The following is a 23,254-nucleotide window of genomic DNA, read 5'->3' on the forward strand; positions in this document are numbered from 1 at the left end:
AGAGGTGAGCGACTTGGAGAAACTTCATATACGTACACAGGATCCAGCAGTTCAATCTATATGTGCAACAGATCCAAAGCTTAAACAGTTGATTTCACTAATTGGTGATTTTGAAGTTCCGTTACGATCAGATTATTTATCTTCCATTGTACGTTCGATTATCGGCCAACAGATCTCAGTCAGTGCTGCAAGTGCCATCTACACACGTTTGTTGGATTTGCTTGGAGGACATATAACGGTTGACGGATTGTTAGTCACTTCTAAAGAAGAGTTGAGAGAAGTTGGATTAACTATGAGAAAAGCGGAATATGTAAAAGATCTTGCGGATAAAATTGTGAATCGTGAACTGGATCTCAGGAATATTGCAGCCTATGATGATGACGCAATTCTCAAACAATTAACTAATGTCAAAGGCATTGGTAAATGGACAGCAGAAATGTTTTTGATTTTATCACTCGGCCGCCAAGACGTGCTTGCGATCGACGATGTAGGAATCCAACGGTCTGCACAATGGCTGTATGGCGTTGAAAAGTCGGAGCGGCGTCAATTACTTGTTGAGAAATCCCCTCAATGGATGCCTTATCGCTCGATTGTGTCCCATTATCTTTGGGAAGCAATTCATCTGGGCTTTGTTCAAGACTTTGACTCAATGGAGGAATTAATGGAAACGAGAAATAGACTTCCATAATCCAAAAAGAACCGCCACATTTTACTGTGACGGTTCTCCTATGTCAAATTACTTTTTACTCTTCAGGCTGAACCAATTTATCACCAAATACTTCTCTTTCAAGATTTGCGATACGCTGAATGATATCAATATTCGTCGTTTGAGGAGCCGGTGTTGCAGAACGTCTTTGTGAAGAGTTTACTTCCGACTTTAATCTAATATTTTCCTCTTGTAGACGTGCAATTTCTTTCTTAAATGTTTCATAGTCTTGGATGACATCATCCAAAAACCAGTCCACTTCTTCTTGCTTATAGCCTCGAATGGCTTGTTTAAATTCTTTTTCTAAAATCGTTTTCGTTTCTAGCTTTAATTCCATGACAAAACGTCCTTCCGTCTATGATTCCATAAGGCCATTATAGCATATGTTGTCATTCTTTGTCTTACTGAAAAAGGCTATTGCTCTTCATCCGTCGCTTCTTGCGCTTGCCCAGGAAATAATTTTCTATTTACTCGCATTTCCCGTTTCGTTAATGACTTCTTCATGCGATTGCTGAAACGTTGTGTAAATTCATTGGATTGTTGCAATAGTTGACCCGCACTTAGTATGTGTTCATATGCGAGCGAATAATCCTTTACTTGGTGCTCATATAACTTTGCCAGTTCCTCATACGCTAGTAGCTGTTCCCTGCCTGTACCATGCGTTGCGACAATATCAAATGACCGAATCGCCCGATCGAATTCTTTATGACGCTTCAGTAAAAAACCTAGATGATAATGCGTCATTGGATAACTCGTCCCGTACACTTCCGCAATTCGTTGAAGTTCTATAAAACTATGATCTTTCAAACCAAGATCTTGGAACCATTTAGCGATATTCGTTGCAATTTGAGCATTTTGCTGACTAGCTTCTTCCATGACGATATCGGTCGAAAGACTAAACAGCGTCACAAGCGATAGAATATCCCATTCATTATGCCACATAACTTTCATTAAAATTTCCGCACGACCGTTTTTCACCGCATCTTGATAAATAATAGGCGCCATATGTCCAGGTATATCGTCTTTACGATGAAAGCCTAGCTGTGTTCTCTCCACTTCGGTCAACTTGAATGATTCCATTTGCCCTTTCCAAATACGGCGCGATCCATGCAACAAATCGATTTGATGTGGGATAGGTAGTGGCGGCAACAACTTCCGATGTAATGACCAACGCGTTTGTAGTTGGGGGAAATCAAAGCTTTTGCCGTTAAATGTGACGAGTGTAAGTCCTTCTCTCCATAATTCTGATGCATAAAGAAATGCCGCTTCATGATCAGGGTTCGGCAACACGTACTGTGTCATAACGAATTCATCGGACTTTAATTCCAATAGCCCAATTAAAAAAATGACAGCACCGGCGCCTTTTAAACCTGTTGTCTCCGTATCAAAAAATAGTAGCTTACCGGCATTTGGGGATAATGGGTGCAAGTAGTTAGCTTCAGACCATTTCATCAACTTCTGCTTCACATCACCCAAACGAAAATCACCGTGCATCGTATCGAGCGGATAATGAATAACACGTTTATAGACGACACCAAATTGATTTTCAATTTTCTCCATACCCGTCGTCAACCAGCGTTTTTCATAGCTTGGTGCTGGTGGTGTTGTGAACGTCTCTTCCACTTCCTGAACAACTGTCGTCTTCTTCAAAAGTGATTTCATCGCCATTAGTTTCTGCTCATATGACATGACGTTTCAACTCATCTATCTGTTCCTCTATTTGTTGGCTATCCACTATATGTTGAACTTCTTGTCTATAGTACCAAGTAAATTTCACTTTAGTTATCTCCTGGTCTATCATAACTTCACCTCAAAAAAGATCATTATGATATAAATTATACATGAAATGTCTTGTTTTATATGAAATTTGATTTTCTGACGTTGCATTACTTCATATCTTGAACAATAAAAAAGCGATGTATCCCCGAAAATAGGACAGATCGCTTGAGTTGATTATATATTTATTCGATTAAACTATAACCGTTTCTTTCACACCCACAGGAACGACTGCCAGTACATGATCAATCAGGAAAGTCCGTTTGGAGTTACGCAGAAAACAGTACGCTGTAAATGTTTTGCCATGTAAATTCAGTACACGTATTTTCCGCTTGCTAATGGAGCCATCTTTCGCTTCATAAATCACTTCAAGAATATCATCGTATCGTAATGCTTTTTCTAATGAACACCGCACGTTCGTTCCCTCCCTTTGTTCCAGTATAAAGAATGTATGTTCTGTTGTAAAGTATTTTATATATGAATTCTCCTGTTTTTCCCCATTCTTTTAGGGGTAAAGTAGAAGAAAAAGGACGTGAATATATGCCATTCGATTATGATGTAGATTATAGTACGTTAGACTTACGCAAACACCCCGAATTATATAAAGTCGGAAGAGGCGAACAAGGCGTGTTGTTGGTTGAGCCTTACAAAAGTGAAATTTTACCTCATTGGCGCTTTAAGACACCTGAAATCGCAAAAGAGTCTGCAGATCAAATTTGTGCGCTTTTTGAAGAATACCGAAAGCAGGATGACTTTGTTGGAATGGATATGGCACGTAAGTTCATTCAAATGGGATATACTCGTGCACGTCGTTATGCGAATCATAAAAGCGGAAGAAAATATAATGAAGATGGAACGGTAAAAGAGCGCGATATGGATTCTGTCAAGGCAGAGTCTGCACAAATTTTCAAAGAACGATGGGACGCCATTCGCAAAGATGAAGAGTATATTAAGCGGAAAAAAGCACATCAGAAAGCATATGGGTAATACGCATGAAAAAGCAATGAATGTCTAGCACACATTCACCGCTTTATTTATTGAGTTAGTTCATAGATTACTTGACGTTTCTCTTGGAACCTTTAGCTTTCCAATGGCTCGCGTACAGAACGAGTAAGAAGGTTCCACACATAATTGGTCATCCACCATACAAAATCTCTCGTCTTTTGATCTTCCGAAATACTCGTAAAATAAGGATGTGACATCATATTAACGCTCGGAATAAACCAAATACTTTCACATATCTTCACTACTAATCATTTAAGCATGAACCTCGTCCCCTTTATTATCGATTAATAACCAAATTGAATATCGTATAAACACCTCAAAAGACGTGTAAAATAGTCACTTTGACAATTAAACTTGTCAAAGTGAACATCATACGTTACAATACCAGTAAGAGGTGAGGCTAGTGAGAACAAGATTAAAAGAATTACGAGCGCGTGACGGGCTCAATCAGACAGAACTTGCCAAGCGAGCAAAAGTATCTAGGCAGACGATTAGTTTAATTGAAAGGGAAGAATTTGTGCCCTCCTTGCTTATAGCGAAACGGATTGCACATATTTTTGATGAGACAATTGAAAGTATTTTTATTTTTGATGAGGAGGAATTATAATGAGAATGATAATTTGGACGCTCATAGGAGCAGTAGTCGGATTTTTTGGAATGTATGCCGCATTATCTATTGATTTCAAAGCAGGCTTTCCACCTATTGGATTAGAAGTAAATAGTGTGTTGATCGCCATCACTTTATTGCTTTTTGTCTTTATTGCTATCAGTTCTACTCAAATGAAAAAGAAAGCCCATCTCATACTGACAGGTGTTGACGAAGACGAACGCGATGTTTGGCAATATAAACGATTCAGTGACATGAATTTATGTAATAATGTTGCGCTAATTGTAAGTATCATGGCGATTGGGATCTCTATCATCACCGATCAGCCAACGTGGTTATTACTAACTTCCGGAGGCGTTCTACTAGTATCCATCTTATTTTCTATGTTGGTCCCCGGTTTGATGAAAACCGTTTATCCGGACCGTGATCTACCCTCGGCTTCTGAAAAAAACTTTGCCAAGAAGTTGCTAGCCGCTTCGGATGAAGGCGAGAGGTTCGTCATGCTTCAAGGCTTTTATAAAACGTTTAACACAATGAATCTGTCATTGATCATCGCATTGATGTTATTTATTCTGTACTCCGTGGGCACAGGTAATTCCCAGTTATTCTCTATTTTCATTGTAGGAATCATACTGATTGTAACGAACGCACAGTATTTGCTGACAATACGTAATAAATAATAAATCAATCGATATATTGAAATTTGCTGTTCAAGTGTTTGTTTCCTTGAACAGCGTTTTGTATTCGATCATTACACTTGCTGATGATCCAAGATTTCTTTTAATACTACAGCTTGATTATTCTTTTCATCCTTCGCTCCAAATACTAGCGTTATATTCTTCTTATATTCTTTTGTCCAGTCCTTCAGCTTTTCTAACTCTTCTTGCTGTGCTTCATTGTTTTTCAATTCTTCTTTATACTTTTCCTTGAAACCTTCAAATTTATCGGGATCATGGTCAAACCATTGGCGAAGTTCTGTGCTCGGTCCTACTTCTTTTAACCATTCATCCACTTGTGCATCTTCCTTACTCATTCCTCGTGGCCATAGACGATCCACTAGAACTCGCAATCCATCATCTTTCTCTGCATCCTCATAAACCCGTTTGATCTGAACTGGCATGTAGATTTCCTCCTATTCGGTTCTCAGAATACTTCTACCCTAAATTCTTCAAGTTAACAAATTATTTGTTTTAGGATATATTACCAAAAATGCAACGTCGAGATTCATCTCGACAATATCTTTATTTTTAATTTATTTAATAGTACATTGGTTATTGGTATGCTCAGTTCGGGCAACTTCATTTGTCAATTCCGAGCAAATCCGTCGTTTCTATTTGTGCCGTCGACGTTTCAACTTGATACGTCCACCGTGCTATTTTGTTTTTGAAAAATCGGTTTCGTATAATCGACGCGATACCATTTCGTTCTATCAATTTTCATTTTATTATACGAGGAATTGGAGATCAAATAGCCTTGTGACTCTAAACTGTAAATAGTACGCCGTATTTTATTGAGTGACCAAAATGGAATCTCTTCCTTCCAGTCCGTATACGTTTTGTACACCCATTTGTATCCATCCCGTTCATTTTTTGAAATGAGCGAACGATAATGAAGATGTTGCAGTAAAAAGGCTTCATTAAGCCCGATTTCCATAACTAAAGTAGTTTGCAAAGTAAATGAAGGTTCATCGAGTAATAAATACATAGTATTTCCTCCTAATGGATTCGAATGTTAGAGAAGCATTTCTCTCTCTTCATATGCTATATAGTTACATATTGTAAAAAGGATACACCTAAGAAAAATATTTTTTACATAAAAAGAGTCGAAGCTTTTTGGGCTCCAACTCTTTTACATTCATGTATATTACTTATTCACATCAACAATTCGACCTTCAATTTCAGGCTTGACTGTTCCAAGCTTGATCATGTGATCCCGTAAGTTCACCCAATCATCCAAACCAAGATCGGTCACACGGCCATTTTCGTATGCTTCACCAAGCACTTTAAAACCATCTCCGCCTCTTGCTGTAAAGGCATTTGTCGTGATCACATACTCTTTATCCATCTCTACATCAACGAACTCGTCATTCGTTTTTACTTGCATAGTCTGAACTCGATTACCCACTTCTTTACTGCTATCGAATGTCATTTTCATTCCTGACATATGCAAGAAACCGCCCTCTTCTTTAGGTACATTTCGCACACTATGCTCAAGCGTATTTTTAATTTCTTCACCCGTAAGCGTAACAAGGGATAAAGTATTACCGAATGGCAGCACTTCAATTACTGCTCCGACCGTGACTTGTCCTTTATTTAAATGATTGCGGATTCCTCCACCGTTTTGTAGAGCAATTACCGTTTTCGGATCATATTCTTTTGCTTTTTCTAGCATTCCGTCCGTTATTAAATTACCGAGTGCTGTTTCATTCGCACGGACACTATCCGTAGAATTCTCTCCTTCACGACTTCTCGGGTTTGGCAAATCCACTTCTAAAGTCGCTCCGATTTCTTTACCAAACGTTTCATCAATTTTTCCGGAATATTTGAGAAGTGCTTCCGCTGCTTCTACATCATTCGCTTTGTCTTTTAAGCTGATTAATTTTCCAGCATGACCTGTAATGACACCTTGATCATCAAATTCTACGTCCAGTGTTCCAAGATGCGTCAAGTATTGATCCGCTTGAACAATGACTGTAGGATCTTTGCTTTCTCCACTTGCCTTTTTATCAACTATCACTGGTTCCGACAATTTCGTATGTGAATGTCCGCCCACAATAATATCGATGCCTTCAACTGCTTGAGCTAGAAGCAAATCATTACCTACAGATGGATCACTATCGAATCCAAGATGATTTAGCGAAATAATTTTATTGACGCCTTGGCTCTCAAAGTAGGCTACGGCTTTTTCAGCTGACTCTTTATACTCTAAAAACTCTACTGCTCCTGGACTCGCGACAAATGCTGTACTTTCAGTAGTCAATCCGAAGATTCCAACCTTTTCTCCATTCACTTCTTTGATCAAGCCTTTATGAATCTCTCCAAATGCCGGCGTGCTAGTGAATTCTGTTTTGCTTACTAGATTTTTCAAGGCGGGGTCTTTGGAAAAATCTATATTCGCTCCGATTACAGGGAAATTAGCACCTTTCACAAAATTCGCCAGTGACTTGTGGCCATTCGTACTATCGCCTAAATCAAATTCATGATTACCAAATACCATTGCATCTAGACCCATTAAATTCATCAGTTCTAGATCCGCTTGTCCTTCAAACTCCGAGAAATATAATGTTCCCGAGAACACATCTCCTCCATGAAGAAGCAAAGCATCTGGCTTTTCATTTCGAACTTCTTTGATAGCGGTAATAGCTTTTGGCATTTCCGCTACACGTGCATGTGTGTCGTTCATATGCATCAATGATAAGGTGTAATCGTTTGGTTGCAGCTGATTGGCACGGTGAATGAATGAGGAGAATGCACCTCGTGTGACGGGCTCATTCGGTCTGAAATTACTCAGTTGATCCGTTAAACCAAGATTCGCAAGGATTTGCACACCTCTTCTGTGTGACTCTCCTACATTCGATAAGTTAATTTCCACTTTCTTACCTGTATCGTATTTCTCAAGATCCAATGCATTCACTAGCACATTCGCCATTTGTTGACGCGTTAGGGCAGCTGTCGGTTTGAAATTCCCATTGGAGTCTCCTTTAAATACATTCGCGTTCGCTAGAGTCGCCATTTCTTTAGCGTAGAAACTGTCTTCTGAAATATCTTTAAACTTTTTTAATACATCCGCCACATTAGTTGGTTCTTCAAAGTCCCCTAACTTTGCCAAAATTAATGCCGCGTGACGACGCTCAATGGAATTCCCGGGCTTGAACTGATTTTCGGAATAGCCACGAATGATATGTTGGTCCGTCAACGCTTTAATCGCTTCATAATGCGTATTTTCCTTTGATACGTCGGTATACCATTGCTCTGCTGCACTGACAGAGCCTCCCGCCAATACAATAGCGCTAGCGACAGCAAATGTAGCACCAAACCTATGAACTGATCTTTTATTCATCTGTTTTACCCCCTCATTTTACTAGACTGATAGTTGTACATATTCATATTATCAGAATGCACTGCTATTTAGATAGAGGGTCGATATTTTTTATTGAATTTGGAAACTTCTACCGGTTCCGCCAACTACTTTCTCTTTCTACATAAAAAAGAGTCGAAGTACTTCTCTTCGACTCTCTTTCTACTCACTTTGCCAACTCTGCTAGCAAGCTATGTGCACGATGTTTGTTATTCTTTTGTCCTGCTTCTTGAGCTCCAATACAGACGGGACAGCCGTATTCACAGCGACACTCCGCCACATGATCCGCTGCGAGCATTAATAATTCTTTCCAACGACTATAAATATTTTCACTTAAACCAATTCCACCTGGATAGCTGTCGTAAATAAAGAATGTCGGCCGCTCCATGTGAATCGCCTTCACTTGCGGTACAACATGGATATCATTTCGATCACACTTGATGAATAGCGGTACCAGTGATTGAATCGCAAACGCTGCAGCTGTCATCGCGTCAGTCAAGTCGGATTTCTCCCAGCCTTCGGGGACATCAAACGTTAACCACGTACCTGACGTATGCATTTCTTCCGCAGGCAACGAAATAGGGCCTGATCCAATATTGTCATGTGTATCGAACTTGATTTTCTTAAAGATCGTCGGAATCGCGAGTACTGCTAAGTCTCCGTAAGCTAGCGTACGCTCCCCGTCTTCCATCCGCTTGTCTTCACTGATGACTTTCAGTTCCACCGCGAGATTTGCATCGGTGAAATAATCTACATCGACCACTGTAACGTATGCTTTCTTCTCTTCCCAATCCAGTTCCTCTACTTGATATTGCGTTCCTTGATGCAAGTAAATCGCTTCTTCATGCAACAACGTCATGGCACTGAACCGGTCCATCTCTCCTATGACACGTGTCTCTTTTGGAATTGATTGGTCAATGATGATGACGTTTTCTTGTGACGCGGAACGCAAACTGATTTCTCCAGCGGGAAAACGCTCGGTCATCCAATGCCATTTATCCGATGTTTGTAATAAGACGCCTTCACTTTGTAAAAACGCCAATAATTCCTGTACTTCAAATTCACCATACGTCTCAGTAGAGCTAAATGGCAGTTCGAATGAAGCACATTTCAGATGATCCATCAGTATCAGCATATTGTCCGGATGAATATGAATTTCTTCCGGCTGCCGTCCGAGCAAATATTGCGGATGTTGAATAATATATTGATCAAGCGGCATCGATTGTGCTACATAAATAATCAACGCATCTTCCTGGCGTCTGCCCGCACGCCCCGCTTGCTGCAAAGCACTGGCAATATTTCCCGGGTAACCTGTCATGATACATGCTTGTAATTGCCCGATATCAATCCCCAGCTCCAATGCGTTTGTACTGACCACGGTGCGAATATCACCATTTTTTAAACCACTTTCGATTGTTCTGCGTTCTGATGGTAAATAACCGCCACGATAACCCATTACCGTCTTATCGAATAACTTTTTCTTTGTCAGTTCTTTCATATACGTCACAAGCATTTCTACACGTACCCGACTTCGCGCAAAAATGATCGTCTGAATATGTTTTTGATATAAAAATGCGCCGAGATCACGGACTTCAAGCACTGCACTTCTCCGTATGCCAAACACATCATGGACAATTGGTGGATTATAAAAAACGAAATGTTTCTTGCCGCGTGGTGCCCCGTTTTGATCAATAAGCACCATTTCCTTATTTGTCAGATTATCCGCTAAATTTTTGGCATTTGAAATCGTTGCGGACGTACAAATAAAAATTGGATCACTACCATAAAATCGGCAAATACGCTGTAATCTCCTTAAGACATGTGCCACGTGACTGCCAAACACACCTTTATATGTATGAAGTTCATCGACCACAATATATTTTAAGTTCTCGAACAATGAAATCCATTTAGTATGATGGGGCAATATCGCTGAGTGAAGCATATCCGGATTTGTCAGTATAATATGGCCAGATTTTCTAACCTTAGTTCGCAAGCCAGGTGCCGTATCTCCGTCATAGGTGTGACTTAAAATGGTTTCGCCACTCGCTTCAATCAAATCATGCAAATCGGCTAGCTGATCTTGAGCCAATGCTTTAGTTGGGAATAAATACAGTGCCCGTGAAGATGGGTCATCCAAAATCGACTGCAGTACCGGCAAATGATAACATAGTGACTTTCCCGAGGCAGTCGGAGTGATGGCGGTAATCGAATGTCCTTCACTCACTTTGTCAAATGCTTGTCGCTGGTGACTATATAACTGAGTAATTCCCTTCGTTGCCAACGCTTTACGAATCGACGAATGCAATATAGGAGGAAACTCCGCTAGGATGGCTTCTTGCTCCTTTAGCGTTTCGATATAGGCGATATTCGGCCCAAAGCGTGAATCAGCAAATAGTTCTTGAATCGTTTCAGGTATACTTTGTTTATTCATTCACATGGTCCTCTCCTTGATCCGCGTTCATTGCGTCCAAAACAGTTTGCAATGTATAGCGTGCTGCACGGATAGAAAGAATAAAGCGCTTTTTACCGGTGGCTTTGTAGAAAGACTGCACGACGAATTGCGTCATCGAGTCTTTCAACGAATCTACTTGCACTTCATGCACATAGCGCGGCTTTTTCTTCTGTATCCACACTTTCATCTCTTCCGCCCACTGCGCAATTGCCTGGTGGCTATTATCAGCATACGGCTTCACTTCTTCAAAGAAATCTGGTTCATGATCTGTTTCTCTCATACGATAAAACCGCTGTTCACATTCATCACAAATTGTCAGCAATAACTTAGTGTCTTCTATCTTGCTCATGTATATAAAACTCCTTTAGGATTCATTGTAAAAAAAACGTACTTTTTTTCATTTTATCAGATATTCCACTTCAGCTCCACTTTCTACGAACAAACATTCCAAGCCGTCACCAATTCGACTACTTTCAACTCGATGGAAACTTTCTTTTTGGTAACTCGTCTAATAGTCGGTATGATATGATGTAGAGTACGAGGTGGTCACATTGGCGATACGTTATCCGAACGGAAAAAAGTTCAATCCTTCCGTGTCTTCTACGAAAAAGAAAACCTATGACTACTCCTTCAGTAATCGGGGTAAATCATTAGAAGACGAACTGAACGACACAAACGAATACTATTTGGCGCATGGTCTAGCCGTCATCCATAAAAAGCCGGTACCCATACAAATCGTCAATGTCCGCTATCCTGCAAGAAGCGCTGCAGTGATCACTGAAGCGTATTTCCGTACACCTTCGACAACTGACTATAATGGTGTATGGAATGGATATTATGTGGACTTTGAAGCAAAGGAAACGAAAAATAAAACTTCATTGCCACTGCAAAATATTCATTTGCATCAAGTACAGCATATGAAGCAAGTAATCGACCAATCCGGACTTGCTTTTTTTATTGTCAATTTCACATTGTTGGATCGATATTTCTTATTGCCATTCGAGGAATTTTATCCTTTGTGGCAACGCATGGAAGATGGCGGACGAAAGTCCATTACATTATCTGAAATAGAACAACGATCCATCGAAATCAATACCGGTTTTCACCCTCGGCTAGATTATATACAAGCTGTAAAGGATTGGATCAAGCGCAAGATAGATTAATGAAAGCGAAAGGCAGGAAATATTATGAGTGATAACATAAACTCGAGAACAGCAAGAAGAAAGAAACAAGTGACGGAGAAACCAAAGCGTCCACAGAAAAAGCTTCCTACTCAATTATGGAAGAAAATCCTTTTAGCTATTGCAACGCTTTTCCTCTTAGTACTAGTTGGCGGGGCTTCATTATTTGCTTATTATGCAAGTACAGCACCTGACTTGGACGAAGAGCTGTTGAAAGATCCACTTACCTCTAACTTCGTGACAAAAGACGGCGATGTGTTCATGAAGTTCGGTGCAGAGAAACGAGAATTCGTACCGTATAAGGAAATCCCTGAACAAATGAAAGATGCCATTCTAGCTACAGAAGACATTCGTTTCTTCAAGCATGGTGGGATTGACTTTTATCGTCTTGGAGGAGCCGTGATCGCCAATTTCCGTAGTGGGTTTGGATCACAAGGTGCTTCGACATTAACACAGCAAGTTATTAAAAACTCGTTTCTGAAGAACGAAAAAACATTGAAGCGTAAAGCACAGGAAGCTTGGCTTGCCTATAAACTAGAAAAAGAATATACAAAAGAAGAAATTTTCGAGATGTACTTCAATAAAGTTCTCATGTCAGGTACTCGCTACGGCATCGGGACAGGCGCAACTTATTTCTACGGAAAAAAAGTAAGCGAACTGGATTTACCTGAAATGGCCATGCTAGCCGGTATGCCACAATCTCCAAACGGCTTTAATCCATTTAAAAACCCGGAACGTGCAGAAAAGCGCCGGAATATTGTTCTATCACTAATGGAGCGTCACGGCAAAATCACGACTGCTGAAATGAATGAAGCGAAAAAAGTACCAGTCACTTCCACTCTACTGGCGGAAGAAGATCGTGAAGTATTCGGTAAATACCCAGCTTATGTAGATGCTGTGCTGGATGAAATCGAAGCAGCTGGTTTTACCGACCTTCTATCTGAAGGAATCACCGTACAAACTGCTCTAGATCCGAAAGTACAAGAAACAGTAGAAGCCGCAATCAATGATCCAAGCTATTATGAATCAGATGAAATGGAAGCCGGTATGACGGTGCTCGACACGAAAACAAGTGCCATCGTGGCTATTGGCGGCGGACGGAATTATTCGGGGCGAAACTTGAATTTTGCTGAAGTCAAACGTGCACCCGGTTCTAGTATTAAGCCGATTTTATCGTATGGTCCAGCAATTGAAGAATTAGATTGGTCTACAGGTCAAAAGGTGGTAGATGAACCTTACAGCTATAAAGGTTCAGGTACAGCCATCGGTAACGCAGATGGTAAATTCCTCGGTACATTGACTATGCGTCAAGCACTGTATTGGTCCAGAAACATACCCGCAGTCAAGACGTTTGAAAAAGTAGGACCGAAAAAAGCAGAAGCCTTTGCTAATAAACTTGGCTTTACGTATAAAAATATAGATTCATCCAATGCACTTGGTGGTGGAGATGAATTCTCTACCGTTCAAATGGCAGGCGCATATGCCGCTTTCGGTAATGGCGGTATTTACACCAAACCCCATACTGTAAATAAGCTTATATTGCGTGACGGCAAGACGGAAAAGAATTTACGTCCGGATCCTGTAACCGCAATGAAAGATTCCACCGCATACATGATTACAGATGTATTACGTGACGTCCTTACCGAATATGGAGCGACAGGAACACGAGCGAATATCAGCAATATGGACATTGCTGGAAAGACAGGTACAACCAATTATCCCGCTGAAAGAATGAAGAAAGATAATATGGAAAGTCATTATGTACCTGATACGTGGTTTACAGGCTATACAACTGAGTACACCATTTCTACATGGGGCGGGTACGGAGATTTCTCACCGATTAAAACCTATGATCACGGACGTTACGTACCACAAAATTTATTCAGAGATGTCATGAGCAGTATCGCAAAAGACCCTGGCACGTTTAGTCAACCGGACTCAGTCGAAGAAGCTTCGATTGTCAAAGGCAGCGATCCTATTATGCTTGCTAGTTCTTTCACTTCTCGTAATCTCATCAGTACTGAATTATTCGTCAGAGGCACGTTACCTAAAAAAGCATCAATTCCTGAAAAGGTTTCAATTCCGAGTCCAGATGGATTAACCGCACAATTCGATGCGAATTCCAATACGATTCAATTACAATGGAATTATGATGTGCCGAATAAATACAGCAGTCTAGGAAGTCCTACATTCAACGTCAGTGTTTCTGTTGATGGTGGTGGAGCACAAAGTATCACGACGACTTCCGATAAACAAACGACTTACTCTGGTGTGGAATACGGTAAGAACTACACATTCCATGTCAGTGCCAATATGGGTGGTTATACAAGTGGATCGGCTACAGCTTCCCTTTCGATAAAAGGCGCTGATGAACCCGTCATTGAAGACGAACCAATCGTTGAGCCTGATGAAAATAATAATGATCAAAACAATAATGAAGATGATCAGTCAGACAACGACCCAAGTAACGACAATGATTCCGAGAATGAAAATCCAAATCAATCGGATCCAGACGGTTCGACCAATCAAGATGGCAATACCCCACCTAACGATCAGAACAACCAAGACCAAAATCAAGGTCAAGGTCAAGGACAAGGTCAAACTAACCAAGGTCAAGGAAATCAAGGGAATCCAGGGAACCAAGGCAATCAGGGAAATCAGGGAAATCCAGGACAAGGTCAAAACCCTAGCGATGCCGGTGATACATCATCTGACTCCTCTACTAATTAAAAAAGAGCGATTCCACACAATTACGTGTGGAATCGCTCTTTTATTTATTGTTGAACGCGTAATCGCGCTGCTTTCTTTTTCATCTCATCATATAGCATAGTCAGTTGAATTAATGCATAATGGCTGCTTTTTTGAAGTTTGATGAACTCGATCCGTTCGTCGTAATTATTTGGCGCAAGTGCGTAGTGCATTTTTCCAGTATGTGGGTTCTCTACTTGTTCACTTTGCTCAATTAGCCACTCTAGCTGATCGATAGCCGGCTGTATTAATTCCATTTTACGCGTATCATTTACAGCATATGTCTTTTCTAATTCAGGCTTTTGCTGTTGCCATAGATCGAGTACTTGTTGCACGTTTTTCTTAAATAGTTCATATGTCATTTGGATTTCATCCTTTTTCGTCCTTCGCGGCATAAATCCAATAATGGACATTCTGGACAGTTGGGATTTTGCGCTTTGCAATGATAGCGACCAAAGAAAATCACTTGATGATGAGTCTGTGTCCATAGTTCCATCGGCGTCCAACGCATGATTTTTTCTTCTACATCAATCGGGCGATCTTTCCAGCGATTCATACCCAATCTTTTTGCTACACGTTCGACATGTGTATCAACAGCTAGTGCCGGCACACCGAACGCATTCGACACGACGACGTTGGCCGTTTTCCTACCTACACCTGGTAACGTCATCATGATATCTCGATTAGGGGGTACTTCCCCACCGAACTCTTCTATCAACCGAAGGCTAAGCGCTTGGATATTTTTTGATTTATTACGGAATAAACCAATCGAACGTATATCTTGCTGTAATTCCTCAATCGGTACGGCAAGATAATCTTCCGGAGTCTCATATTTTTTAAACAGCTCTGCCGTCACACGGTTAACTAATACGTCCGTACATTGTGCAGATAAAAGCGTCGCAATTAACAATTCAAACGCGTTTTTATGAACGAGTTCACAATGAGCTTCAGGAAACATCTCTTCGAACGTTTGCAGGCATGTTTGCCATTGTGTTTTTGTCAGCATCGTTTCACCTACTCCCGTTCTTCGAGCCAATTGTAGAAAGGCACATCTTTAATCGCAGTTTTCACTTGCGGTGTTGTGGCTACAGTTGTTGGACGAAACGCTTTAGTCTGCTTTTCTACATCACGCATGGTTTTAACATTTTTCTTTTTCCATTCAAATAGAATTCGGTCAATATAGCGCAAACTCATTTTTTGCGCCAGTACTGCTTCTCTTAATGCTGCCCGAATGATTTCTGTTGAATGACCATCTTTGTCAATCCACATACCGATGGTTTCAAATTCCATAGGGGATAAGAAGCGGCCGAATTCCTGCTCAAACAAAGAGAAAATTTCTCCCTCTTCCTGCTTGATCACTTCTTCTTCTGTTTCCACCGCTTGTTTTTCGACTTCTTCTATCAATCGTTTCCATAAAGGATAAAATGAAAATTTTTCATGCAATACTTTATTTTCATCGGTACTTTGTTCAATTGAAAACAATCCTTTTTGCATCATTCTTTGTAAGCAATTCGTTACATCTTTCTCTTGCAGTTGCATACGATTCGCAATATCGGTAGGCGTTGGGAAATAGTTCCCCGCTCCTTGAAATGCGATCAAATGCAATAATACCATGGCGTCACTATCCGAAATCAACAATTGTTTATAATGCTGAAAAAAGAGCTGGGAAATAGAAACATTTCCCTGCTCCATCCAAATTTTCAGCCGTTCATCTTGCTGCATATTTGAAACTTCCTCTCATCAGCAACGTGTTTGTCGCTTCTGTTTTACGCTTTCCAATGATCTCTTACAAACTTATCAATACGTGTAATTCCTTCTTCCAACAGATCGATTGATGTGGCATAGGAAAGACGGATCGTCGTATCAGAACCGAATCCTATGCCTGGGATGACAGCCACTTTAGCTTCTGTCAATAATGCTTGTGCAAAGTCATCTACGTTTGCATAGCCCGTTTTCTTTACTGCTTCCTGTACATCAGGCAATAAATAGAATGCGCCTTGTGGCTTCAATACATGGAAACCTGGTATAGCAGAAAGTTTAGGGTACGCTTGATTCAAGCGGGATTCAAAATCTTTTCGCATGACTTCTACAGTGTCTTGCGGTCCGTTATATGCCTCAATTGCTGCGTATTGCGAAGTCGTCGTCGGATTGGATGTAGAATGGCTTGCAAGATTCGTCATCGCGCTTACCACTTCTTCATTACCCGCGATATATCCTATTCTCCAGCCTGTCATTGAATGGGATTTCGATACACCATTAATAATGAATGTACGATCTTTTGCATCTTCTGAAAGCTGTGCGATCGATACATGCTCTTTATCATCATAAACAAGCTTCTCATAAATTTCATCTGAAATGATCCACACATCTTTTTCACGGCAAACTTCCGCAATCGCTGTGAGTTCTTCTTTTGAATAAATCATACCTGTTGGATTACCTGGTGAGTTGATGATAATCGCTTTTGTTTGATCCGTGATAGCATCACGGATTTGCTTGGCTGATACTTTGAACTGCTCAGCTGCTGTTCCTTCAACGAACACCGGTGTGCCTTCTGCAAGCTTCACTTGTTCAGGATAACTCACCCAGAATGGCGAAGGTATGATGACTTCGTCGCCTTTATTAAGCAACACTTGGAAAAGTGTATAGAGTACATGCTTCGCTCCAATACCGACTAACACTTCCTTGCGCGTATAAGTCAATCCTTGGTCTCTTTTCAATTTGTCAATTATGGCATCCTTTAATTGTGGGAGACCACCAGCTGGAGTATATTTCGTCTTACCATCCTTCATTGATTGGTATGCTGCTTCCAAAATGTTTTGAGGCGTATTATAATCCGGTTCGCCAGCTCCAAGTCCGATCACATCGATGCCCGCTGCCTTCATTTCTTTCGCCTTTGCTGTAATCGCTAATGTTGTAGATGGTGATAAAGTACTTACTCTGGACGCTAATTGCTTTCTCAAATTGACCGCTCTCCTTTTGTCCTAATCCCATTTTTCTCTATAACTTTGATATTCGCTTTAACCATTTTCCATCTGCAAAATTCAGATACGCGTAGTGTAAGAAATCCTCGTTATCGAGATAACTGACTTCCCAAAACGGGGTGTCATTTTCCAAACCCAATGAGGCGTTGAGGACTTTTTCGACGTTCTCCTCTTTTTGTATGATGTCTTTGGCTTTCCGCTTTGTAATACCATCTTTGATTGATACAGCTTTCAGAATCTTTGTCGTCTTTTCTTCCACGAAGATAATTTTTTCATGATTATTTTTATCTGTACCATAAACGGTAATCCATGACGTTTTACCATGAAAATGATCCATCTTATCTACTTTTTCAAGAACGTTATTTGCCAATATGGCTTCTTTCGCTCTGTTTTCAGATGTAGTAAACGGTTTTTCCGCTTGATAGAAAACGACTATAGTAATCGTGAACCCGAGCGCGAGTAAAAATAGGAATAGAAACTTAATCCAGTTGAGCATAAGTGTCACTCCCTATCGAATGAACCGCAGATTTTTTTCGATTCATTTTCTAACCTGCTTTCTTTTTGTACATCACTCATTATAACAATTTTCGATCTCGTTAACTAGACCTTCCAAAGATACTTTTTTCACTAATGATTTAGGTAAAGCTTGTAAAAAGGATTGGCCGTAGGATTTAGTATCAATGCGTCGGTCCAATATGATAAAGAATCCTTGTTCATCGGTTGAACGAATCAATCTGCCGAACCCCTGTCTGAAACGCAGTATGGCTTCGGGTAAACCAAGATGGGTGAATGCATTTTTATGCTCCGCAACTAAAGCTTCTGACCGAGCCTTAAATAATGGCTCCTCAGGTGAAGTAAACGGTAAACGAACGATGACCACCGCAGTTAATTGTTCACCCGGCACATCCACACCTTCCCAAAAGCTTGTCGTACCGAATAATACAGCTTTCTTTTGCTGCTTAAACGTCTTCAGCAACTTATGACGGCTTCCCGAGCTGACACCTTGTGCGATCAGCATGTATTCCTCTTGTAATGACTCGCTGTCAAGTACCGTTTGATATGTCTTCTTCAACATATCATGAGATAAGAACAAGGCAAATACGCGTCCTTCAATCGCAACGGCCGTTTGGATCAATGCATCTGCTACCGCTTCGATGTACTCATCATTTGAAACTTGCTGAATATCCGGCATATCTTCCACAATCAATGTATGCGCACCTTCATAGAAGTTGGCTGGAGCCTCAAATGTATAAAGCGGCACGCTAGAAGGCAATCCTGCCTGGTCTAGCACAAAACGGTCCTGTTGTCCCGCCGTTAATGTTCCGGACGTCCAGACGATGCCCGTTTCGCCTTCAAACGTATCAATAAAATTACGGATCACTTCTGAACCATTTACTGGACTTTTTTTAATTTGTAAACTGCCAGGTAAACTTCGGCTGTCTTTCTCCATCCAAATGGTAGTGCTTCTGTTTGGTTGCTCCAAAAATAATTCTATCCACTCGCCCGCTTTGATTTTCATTTCATTGATCCAATAAAACCATTCACTTAGTGCTGCTTGCTCATGTAAAGTCAATTCATTCGACAAGTTTTGGATGGGCATTGCATAGTTTTCGGTCACACTTATATATTCATTCATCTTACGCAACACTTTGTCGAAGATTTCATTCGTCCGCAAACGTTTGGATAATGGCTTCACAGTTCTCGTTGTCGACTTATTGTCGTTCGTTGAATTGGAGTTCGCTAGTATAAGCATCGACTCGTCAAATGCCAACATGAATTCATTGAATGAATATTGAAGACGTTCAGTAGACGTTTTATGATTGAAATGAAATCGCTTTAAGATATCCTGAATATCAAACAATAGTTGGCAGCTAGCTAAACCGTTCAACTGACTCATTACATACTTCCATTTCGTATAAGAAAATACTTGTTGATGCGTCCGAATTGCCGCTTGGTTCATTTGATGAGCCTCATCAATCACCAATCCACTGATGGAATGGAATAATGGATCATAACGTTGCTGGTCATTCACCAGCATGGAATGATTCGTCAAGATCACCATCGACTGCTGACAGTTTTTTAATGTATGCGTATAAAAATCCGCCACCCGCTCGTCTTTCTTTACCCGCATTGAACGCTTACGAATACGGTCGATAAACAGTTGACCGCCACCTGATACATTGACTTCATCTAAATCGCCAGTCGTCGTTTCCGTTAACCAGACCAATAACTGCATAATTGTGATGGAATCATCATAAACCTCATCGTTAAAATGCAAAAGTTCTTCAAATTTCCCAACTGAAATATAATTCGCCATACCTTTAACAACAGTCGTGGGAATCGTCATTTGCAAAGCCTTTTCAAGCTTCTGGACTTCTTCAGCGAGTGTGTCGACTAAGTGATTCGTATACGTACTAATGACAACCGGCTGTTTCGTTTCATAGGCGCGAATCAAAGCAGGCACTAAGTAGCCAATCGTCTTACCAACACCCGTTGGAATCTCCACTGCGATTTGCTTCTTTTCAACAAAAGCTTGCCATGTCAAATCCATCAAGTGTGCTTGACTTTCCCTAACATGATAAGACGGATGAATTTTCTGCATGACTCGTTCTTTCGCCATATTGTCGACAGGAAATTCTATTGGCTGTGGCCACGATGTAGTGGTTGGTTTAGATTGCAAATAGGGGATCCCACGAAATAGTGCATAGTCACTGGACGTGTCTTTTCCACGTACATGCTTAAGCGCTTCATAAAATAATGTCGACACATCCGATTTCATTGCAAATGAACGCTCATGCATACGATTCAGCGTCTCTTTAGGCAACGTTTTGATTTTCTCAATAGCCTTCAATAAAAACAACGCTGTCGCTTCTGCATCATCATCTGCCCGATGTGCTTGCTTCAATGAAATATTTAATGATTCAGCAATATCTTGCAGACGATAGCCAGGTAAAGTAGGATACATAATCTTCGCTAGTTCTACCGTATCGATCGTCTTACCATGCCATTTTGCCATACCGCAACGAACCAATTCTTTTTGTAGAAATGATACATCAAAGTCTGTATTGTGCGCGACAAAAATACATCCCGTAAGCAAATCAGCCACTTCTTCAGCAATCTTCTCAAAAGGGGCAGCATCCTTCAACTCTTCATCACCAATGGATGTCAGCTGGTGAATGAAAGGTGGAATCGGGCGCTGGGGATGTACGTAACGCATATATGTATCTGTTATTTTATTGTTTTCAATAAATACAATGGCAATTTGAATGATCCGATCTCCATTTAAAGGTGAATGACCAGTCGTTTCCAAATCGACAACTGCATATTTGCTTGTAGACATACCATCATCAACTTCCTATTTGGTTTCTAATGCAAATTGTATCACATTTACCACGGCGACTCACGTCTTGCATGTGGTCATAAAAGAAACCCATCATACCAAACAAATTGAAAGGGATATTTAGGTAGTGGTTCGGGATTGTAGCTCCAGCCTGGAAAGCAGATCGACATTGCTACCTCTTCCTACTTACTTATTCTACAAATGAAACCCCCATTCGAATAACTCTCAAATGGGGGTTCAATACTTTTTAGAATATCGCGACGCCTGGCTTTTCGGTGATTACTTCCTTCACACGATTCTGTTCATCCATAATCAGCACAGTCGGTTGATGCGTACGTGCCTCTTCGTCGGACACATACGCATAAGAAAGAATGATCACAATGTCGCCCGGCTGCACAAGACGCGCTGCAGCTCCATTGACACAAATCACACCACTTCCTGGCTCTCCTTCGATAATATATGTCTCGAAGCGCGCACCATTGTTATTATTGACGATTTGTACCTTCTCATTCGGCAACATACCCGCAGCCTCTAATAATGCTCCATCGATTGTAATGCTGCCTACGTAATTCAAATTAGCTTCCGTAACAGTAGCACGATGTAATTTTCCATTCATCATCATTCTAAACATTTTTCTCATCCTTTATAGTTGACATAATAATATTATCTATCAATCTTGCGGAAGTAAATTGGACCGCTGCGGCCAAGATCACTTCTTCCATATCATTGATATTCTCTTCTAGAGAGGGATAGGCAAGTGCTTCAACATAATCAATCGTACCGGATGTTTCTTCTTCAATTGCTTTACGCACAATCTTCACTACTTCTTGCAGCGGAACGCCTTCATAATAACTGCGTTTCCCCTGACACAGTGCACGGTAGATTGCACTCGCTTCATTTCGTTCATGTTCAAGCAAACGAACATTACGAGAACTTTTCGCAAGTCCGTCATTTTCACGCACAGTAGGTACACGTGCAATTGATGTGCGAAGATTGAAATCACGTACAAATGTTTCGATAATCGCTAGTTGCTGCGCATCCTTCATCCCAAAATAAGATTCATCTGGATCCACGATGCTAAATAACTTTAATAGTACTTTCAACACTCCGTCGAAATGTCCTGGTCTTGAAGCTCCGCAAAGACGCGAAGCTTGTTCACCAGGCAAAATACTGATCCCACTCTTACGAGGATACATTTCTTCAACAGAAGGAATAAATAAATAGTCGACACCTGCTGTAGAAGCCAGTTCCGCGTCATGTTGCTCATCGCGTGGATAGGCTTCATAATCTTCTCCCGGCCCGAACTGAGCAGGATTAACGAAAATACTCATGACGACAATATCATGGTCTCTTCTAGCTTCTTCGACTAATTCCATATGACCTTCATGAAGGAAGCCCATTGTCGGTACGAAACCTACTGTGCGCCCTTCACGTTTTCTTGGATTCAGAATGTTTTGCAACTCCGCAATGGAGCGGACAATTTGCATGGTGGCACTAGTATTCATAGTGTTTTGCCTCCGTATAATGCTTCAAGTTCTTCTTCTTTCATTGTAAAACGATGGCTTTCAGAAGGGAATGAACCGTCCTTAACTGCTAGATTATATAATTTCATCGCACCTTCGATATCTTTACCGACTTCTGCGTAACTTTCAACGAACTTTGGTAGTTTGTGGTTGCCGTAGCGCACCATGTCATGGAATACCAGTACTTGCCCATCTGCTTCAGCACCCGCGCCGATTCCAATGATAGGAACTGATACTGCCTGCGCAACTTCTTTCGCTAATTGGAAAGGAATACATTCCAGTACAATCATGAACGCACCCGCTTCTTCACAAGCTTTGGCATCTTCAATTAGCTGTTTAGCTGCAGCTGCCGTTTTCCCTTGTACTTTGTATCCGCCACTGACTCCAGCAGACTGCGGAAGCAATCCTAAGTGCGCACATACTGGTATGCCAGCTGTCGTCAACAACTTGATTTTATCGATGACTGCACCGCTTCCTTCTACTTTCAGTGCATTCGCAGAAGTTTCCTGGAATAAACGTAAAGCATTCTGTAACGTTGTGTCAGCAGATCCGTGATACGTACCAAATGGCATATCTACAATAACGAATGTATTTTTTGCACCTCGTCGAACCGCTTTACCGTGGTGACTCATTTCGTCCAGCGTTACATGTGCTGTCGAATCATAGCCAAGCACGACCATGCCAAGGGAATCCCCGACAAGAAGTACATCAATCTCCACCTGTTCTGCAATTTGTGCTGTCGGATAATCATATGCCGTCAACATACTAATTTTTTCACCGTTCGCTTTCATTTTGGAAAAATCTGTTGTGGTTTTCATTGTTCATCTTCTCCTTTACGTCTGATTTCAGCAGGCGTTT

The 23,254-nt window shown here is 40.9% G+C and carries 23 protein-coding genes; 6 read left to right on the forward strand and 17 right to left on the reverse strand.

The features are described from left to right. Nucleotides 1–13: 13 nt before the first annotated feature. Entirely contained in the window at nt 14–688 is a 675-nt protein-coding gene (locus tag CSV70_RS03780) for a DNA-3-methyladenine glycosylase family protein (RefSeq protein WP_158232368.1), read from the forward strand. 55 nt (nt 689–743) lie between these two features. Here CSV70_RS03780 and gpsB read toward each other — a convergent pair whose 3' ends face one another. From gpsB to CSV70_RS03795, 3 genes are all read right to left on the reverse strand, one after another. Further along, nucleotides 744–1,043 carry a cell division regulator GpsB gene (gene gpsB / locus CSV70_RS03785; RefSeq protein ID WP_085133428.1) on the reverse strand — a complete coding sequence of 100 codons (300 nt, stop codon included), beginning with the start codon at nt 1,041–1,043 and terminating at the stop codon, nt 744–746. Between the two features lie 77 nt (nt 1,044–1,120). Continuing rightward, on the reverse strand, nt 1,121–2,395 hold the full coding sequence (locus tag CSV70_RS03790; protein ID WP_099628155.1) for a ribonuclease H-like domain-containing protein: 1,275 nt from the start codon (nt 2,393–2,395) through the stop codon (nt 1,121–1,123). Between the two features lie 280 nt (nt 2,396–2,675). Beyond that, nucleotides 2,676–2,897: a transcriptional regulator gene (locus CSV70_RS03795; protein ID WP_085133426.1), complete on the reverse strand. Its 222-nt coding sequence runs from the start codon at nt 2,895–2,897 to the stop codon at nt 2,676–2,678. Nucleotides 2,898–3,022: 125 nt separating this feature from the next. On the opposite strand from CSV70_RS03795, the gene CSV70_RS03800 reads away from it, so the two are divergent. From CSV70_RS03800 to CSV70_RS03810, 3 genes are all read left to right on the forward strand, one after another. Further along, nucleotides 3,023–3,469 (forward strand): DUF4385 domain-containing protein, encoded by a 447-nt coding sequence (locus CSV70_RS03800; protein ID WP_099628154.1) that lies wholly within the window; start codon nt 3,023–3,025, stop codon nt 3,467–3,469. A gap of 421 nt (nt 3,470–3,890) precedes the next feature. Beyond that, the gene (locus CSV70_RS03805) at nt 3,891–4,094 is read left to right on the forward strand and encodes a helix-turn-helix transcriptional regulator (RefSeq protein WP_099628153.1); all 204 of its coding nucleotides are present in this window, start codon (nt 3,891–3,893) and stop codon (nt 4,092–4,094) included. Further along, nucleotides 4,094–4,774, forward strand: a complete 681-nt coding sequence (locus tag CSV70_RS03810; protein ID WP_233191754.1) for a DUF3169 family protein — start codon at nt 4,094–4,096, stop codon at nt 4,772–4,774. Before CSV70_RS03805 ends, CSV70_RS03810 begins: the two co-directional genes overlap by 1 nt. A gap of 71 nt (nt 4,775–4,845) precedes the next feature. Here the strand turns inward: CSV70_RS03810 and CSV70_RS03815 are convergent, their stop codons facing one another. The 5 genes from CSV70_RS03815 to CSV70_RS03835 all read right to left on the reverse strand — a co-directional run bounded on the left by CSV70_RS03815 (nt 4,846) and on the right by CSV70_RS03835 (nt 10,972). Next, nucleotides 4,846–5,214, reverse strand: coding sequence for a DUF488 domain-containing protein (locus CSV70_RS03815; protein ID WP_085133423.1), 369 nt, complete (start codon nt 5,212–5,214; stop codon nt 4,846–4,848). Nucleotides 5,215–5,444: 230 nt separating this feature from the next. Further along, the gene (locus tag CSV70_RS03820; RefSeq protein WP_085133422.1) at nt 5,445–5,798 is read right to left on the reverse strand and encodes a hypothetical protein; all 354 of its coding nucleotides are present in this window, start codon (nt 5,796–5,798) and stop codon (nt 5,445–5,447) included. 159 nt (nt 5,799–5,957) lie between these two features. Continuing rightward, entirely contained in the window at nt 5,958–8,153 is a 2,196-nt protein-coding gene (locus tag CSV70_RS03825; RefSeq protein WP_085133421.1) for a 5'-nucleotidase C-terminal domain-containing protein, read from the reverse strand. A 184-nt stretch (nt 8,154–8,337) separates the two neighbouring features. Continuing rightward, the gene (locus CSV70_RS03830; protein ID WP_099628152.1) at nt 8,338–10,602 is read right to left on the reverse strand and encodes a DEAD/DEAH box helicase; all 2,265 of its coding nucleotides are present in this window, start codon (nt 10,600–10,602) and stop codon (nt 8,338–8,340) included. Beyond that, nucleotides 10,595–10,972, reverse strand: a complete 378-nt coding sequence (locus CSV70_RS03835; RefSeq protein WP_099626441.1) for a YppE family protein — start codon at nt 10,970–10,972, stop codon at nt 10,595–10,597. The genes CSV70_RS03830 and CSV70_RS03835 overlap by 8 nt, the downstream gene beginning before the upstream one ends. Nucleotides 10,973–11,174: 202 nt before the next feature. Here CSV70_RS03835 and recU point away from each other — a divergent pair, with 202 nt between their 5' ends. Together recU and CSV70_RS03845 are read left to right on the forward strand one after the other, a co-directional pair. Then, nucleotides 11,175–11,786: a Holliday junction resolvase RecU gene (recU, locus tag CSV70_RS03840; RefSeq protein WP_099626440.1), complete on the forward strand. Its 612-nt coding sequence runs from the start codon at nt 11,175–11,177 to the stop codon at nt 11,784–11,786. A 24-nt stretch (nt 11,787–11,810) separates the two neighbouring features. Continuing rightward, the gene (locus CSV70_RS03845) at nt 11,811–14,534 is read left to right on the forward strand and encodes a transglycosylase domain-containing protein (protein WP_099628151.1); all 2,724 of its coding nucleotides are present in this window, start codon (nt 11,811–11,813) and stop codon (nt 14,532–14,534) included. 44 nt (nt 14,535–14,578) lie between these two features. On the opposite strand, the gene CSV70_RS03850 is transcribed toward CSV70_RS03845, so the two are convergent. From CSV70_RS03850 to panB, 9 genes are all read right to left on the reverse strand, one after another. Next, entirely contained in the window at nt 14,579–14,914 is a 336-nt protein-coding gene (locus CSV70_RS03850; RefSeq protein ID WP_099628150.1) for a YpoC family protein, read from the reverse strand. Then, nucleotides 14,911–15,558 (reverse strand): endonuclease III, encoded by a 648-nt coding sequence (gene nth / locus CSV70_RS03855; RefSeq protein ID WP_085133415.1) that lies wholly within the window; start codon nt 15,556–15,558, stop codon nt 14,911–14,913. The genes CSV70_RS03850 and nth overlap by 4 nt, the downstream gene beginning before the upstream one ends. Nucleotides 15,559–15,566: 8 nt before the next feature. Next, nucleotides 15,567–16,274 (reverse strand): DnaD domain-containing protein, encoded by a 708-nt coding sequence (locus tag CSV70_RS03860; protein ID WP_085133414.1) that lies wholly within the window; start codon nt 16,272–16,274, stop codon nt 15,567–15,569. Between the two features lie 44 nt (nt 16,275–16,318). Continuing rightward, on the reverse strand, nt 16,319–17,512 hold the full coding sequence (locus CSV70_RS03865; protein WP_099628149.1) for a pyridoxal phosphate-dependent aminotransferase: 1,194 nt from the start codon (nt 17,510–17,512) through the stop codon (nt 16,319–16,321). A 37-nt stretch (nt 17,513–17,549) separates the two neighbouring features. After that, nucleotides 17,550–18,029, reverse strand: coding sequence for a cell wall elongation regulator TseB-like domain-containing protein (locus CSV70_RS03870; protein ID WP_099628148.1), 480 nt, complete (start codon nt 18,027–18,029; stop codon nt 17,550–17,552). A 72-nt stretch (nt 18,030–18,101) separates the two neighbouring features. Next, complete coding sequence (gene dinG / locus CSV70_RS03875; RefSeq protein ID WP_099628147.1) at nt 18,102–20,873, reverse strand: ATP-dependent DNA helicase DinG; 2,772 nt, start codon at nt 20,871–20,873, stop codon at nt 18,102–18,104. 247 nt (nt 20,874–21,120) lie between these two features. Next, nucleotides 21,121–21,504: an aspartate 1-decarboxylase gene (gene panD / locus CSV70_RS03880; RefSeq protein ID WP_083035608.1), complete on the reverse strand. Its 384-nt coding sequence runs from the start codon at nt 21,502–21,504 to the stop codon at nt 21,121–21,123. Continuing rightward, nucleotides 21,497–22,378 carry a pantoate--beta-alanine ligase gene (gene panC / locus CSV70_RS03885; protein ID WP_332308445.1) on the reverse strand — a complete coding sequence of 294 codons (882 nt, stop codon included), beginning with the start codon at nt 22,376–22,378 and terminating at the stop codon, nt 21,497–21,499. The genes panD and panC overlap by 8 nt, the downstream gene beginning before the upstream one ends. After that, a complete protein-coding gene (panB, locus tag CSV70_RS03890) occupies nt 22,375–23,214 on the reverse strand; it encodes a 3-methyl-2-oxobutanoate hydroxymethyltransferase (protein WP_099660779.1) in 840 nt (279 codons plus the stop codon). The genes panC and panB overlap by 4 nt, the downstream gene beginning before the upstream one ends. Nucleotides 23,215–23,254: the final 40 nt, after the last annotated feature.

It is taken from the genome of Sporosarcina sp. P25 (assembly GCF_002743235.1).
Lineage (GTDB): Bacteria > Bacillota > Bacilli > Bacillales_A > Planococcaceae > Sporosarcina > Sporosarcina ureae_B.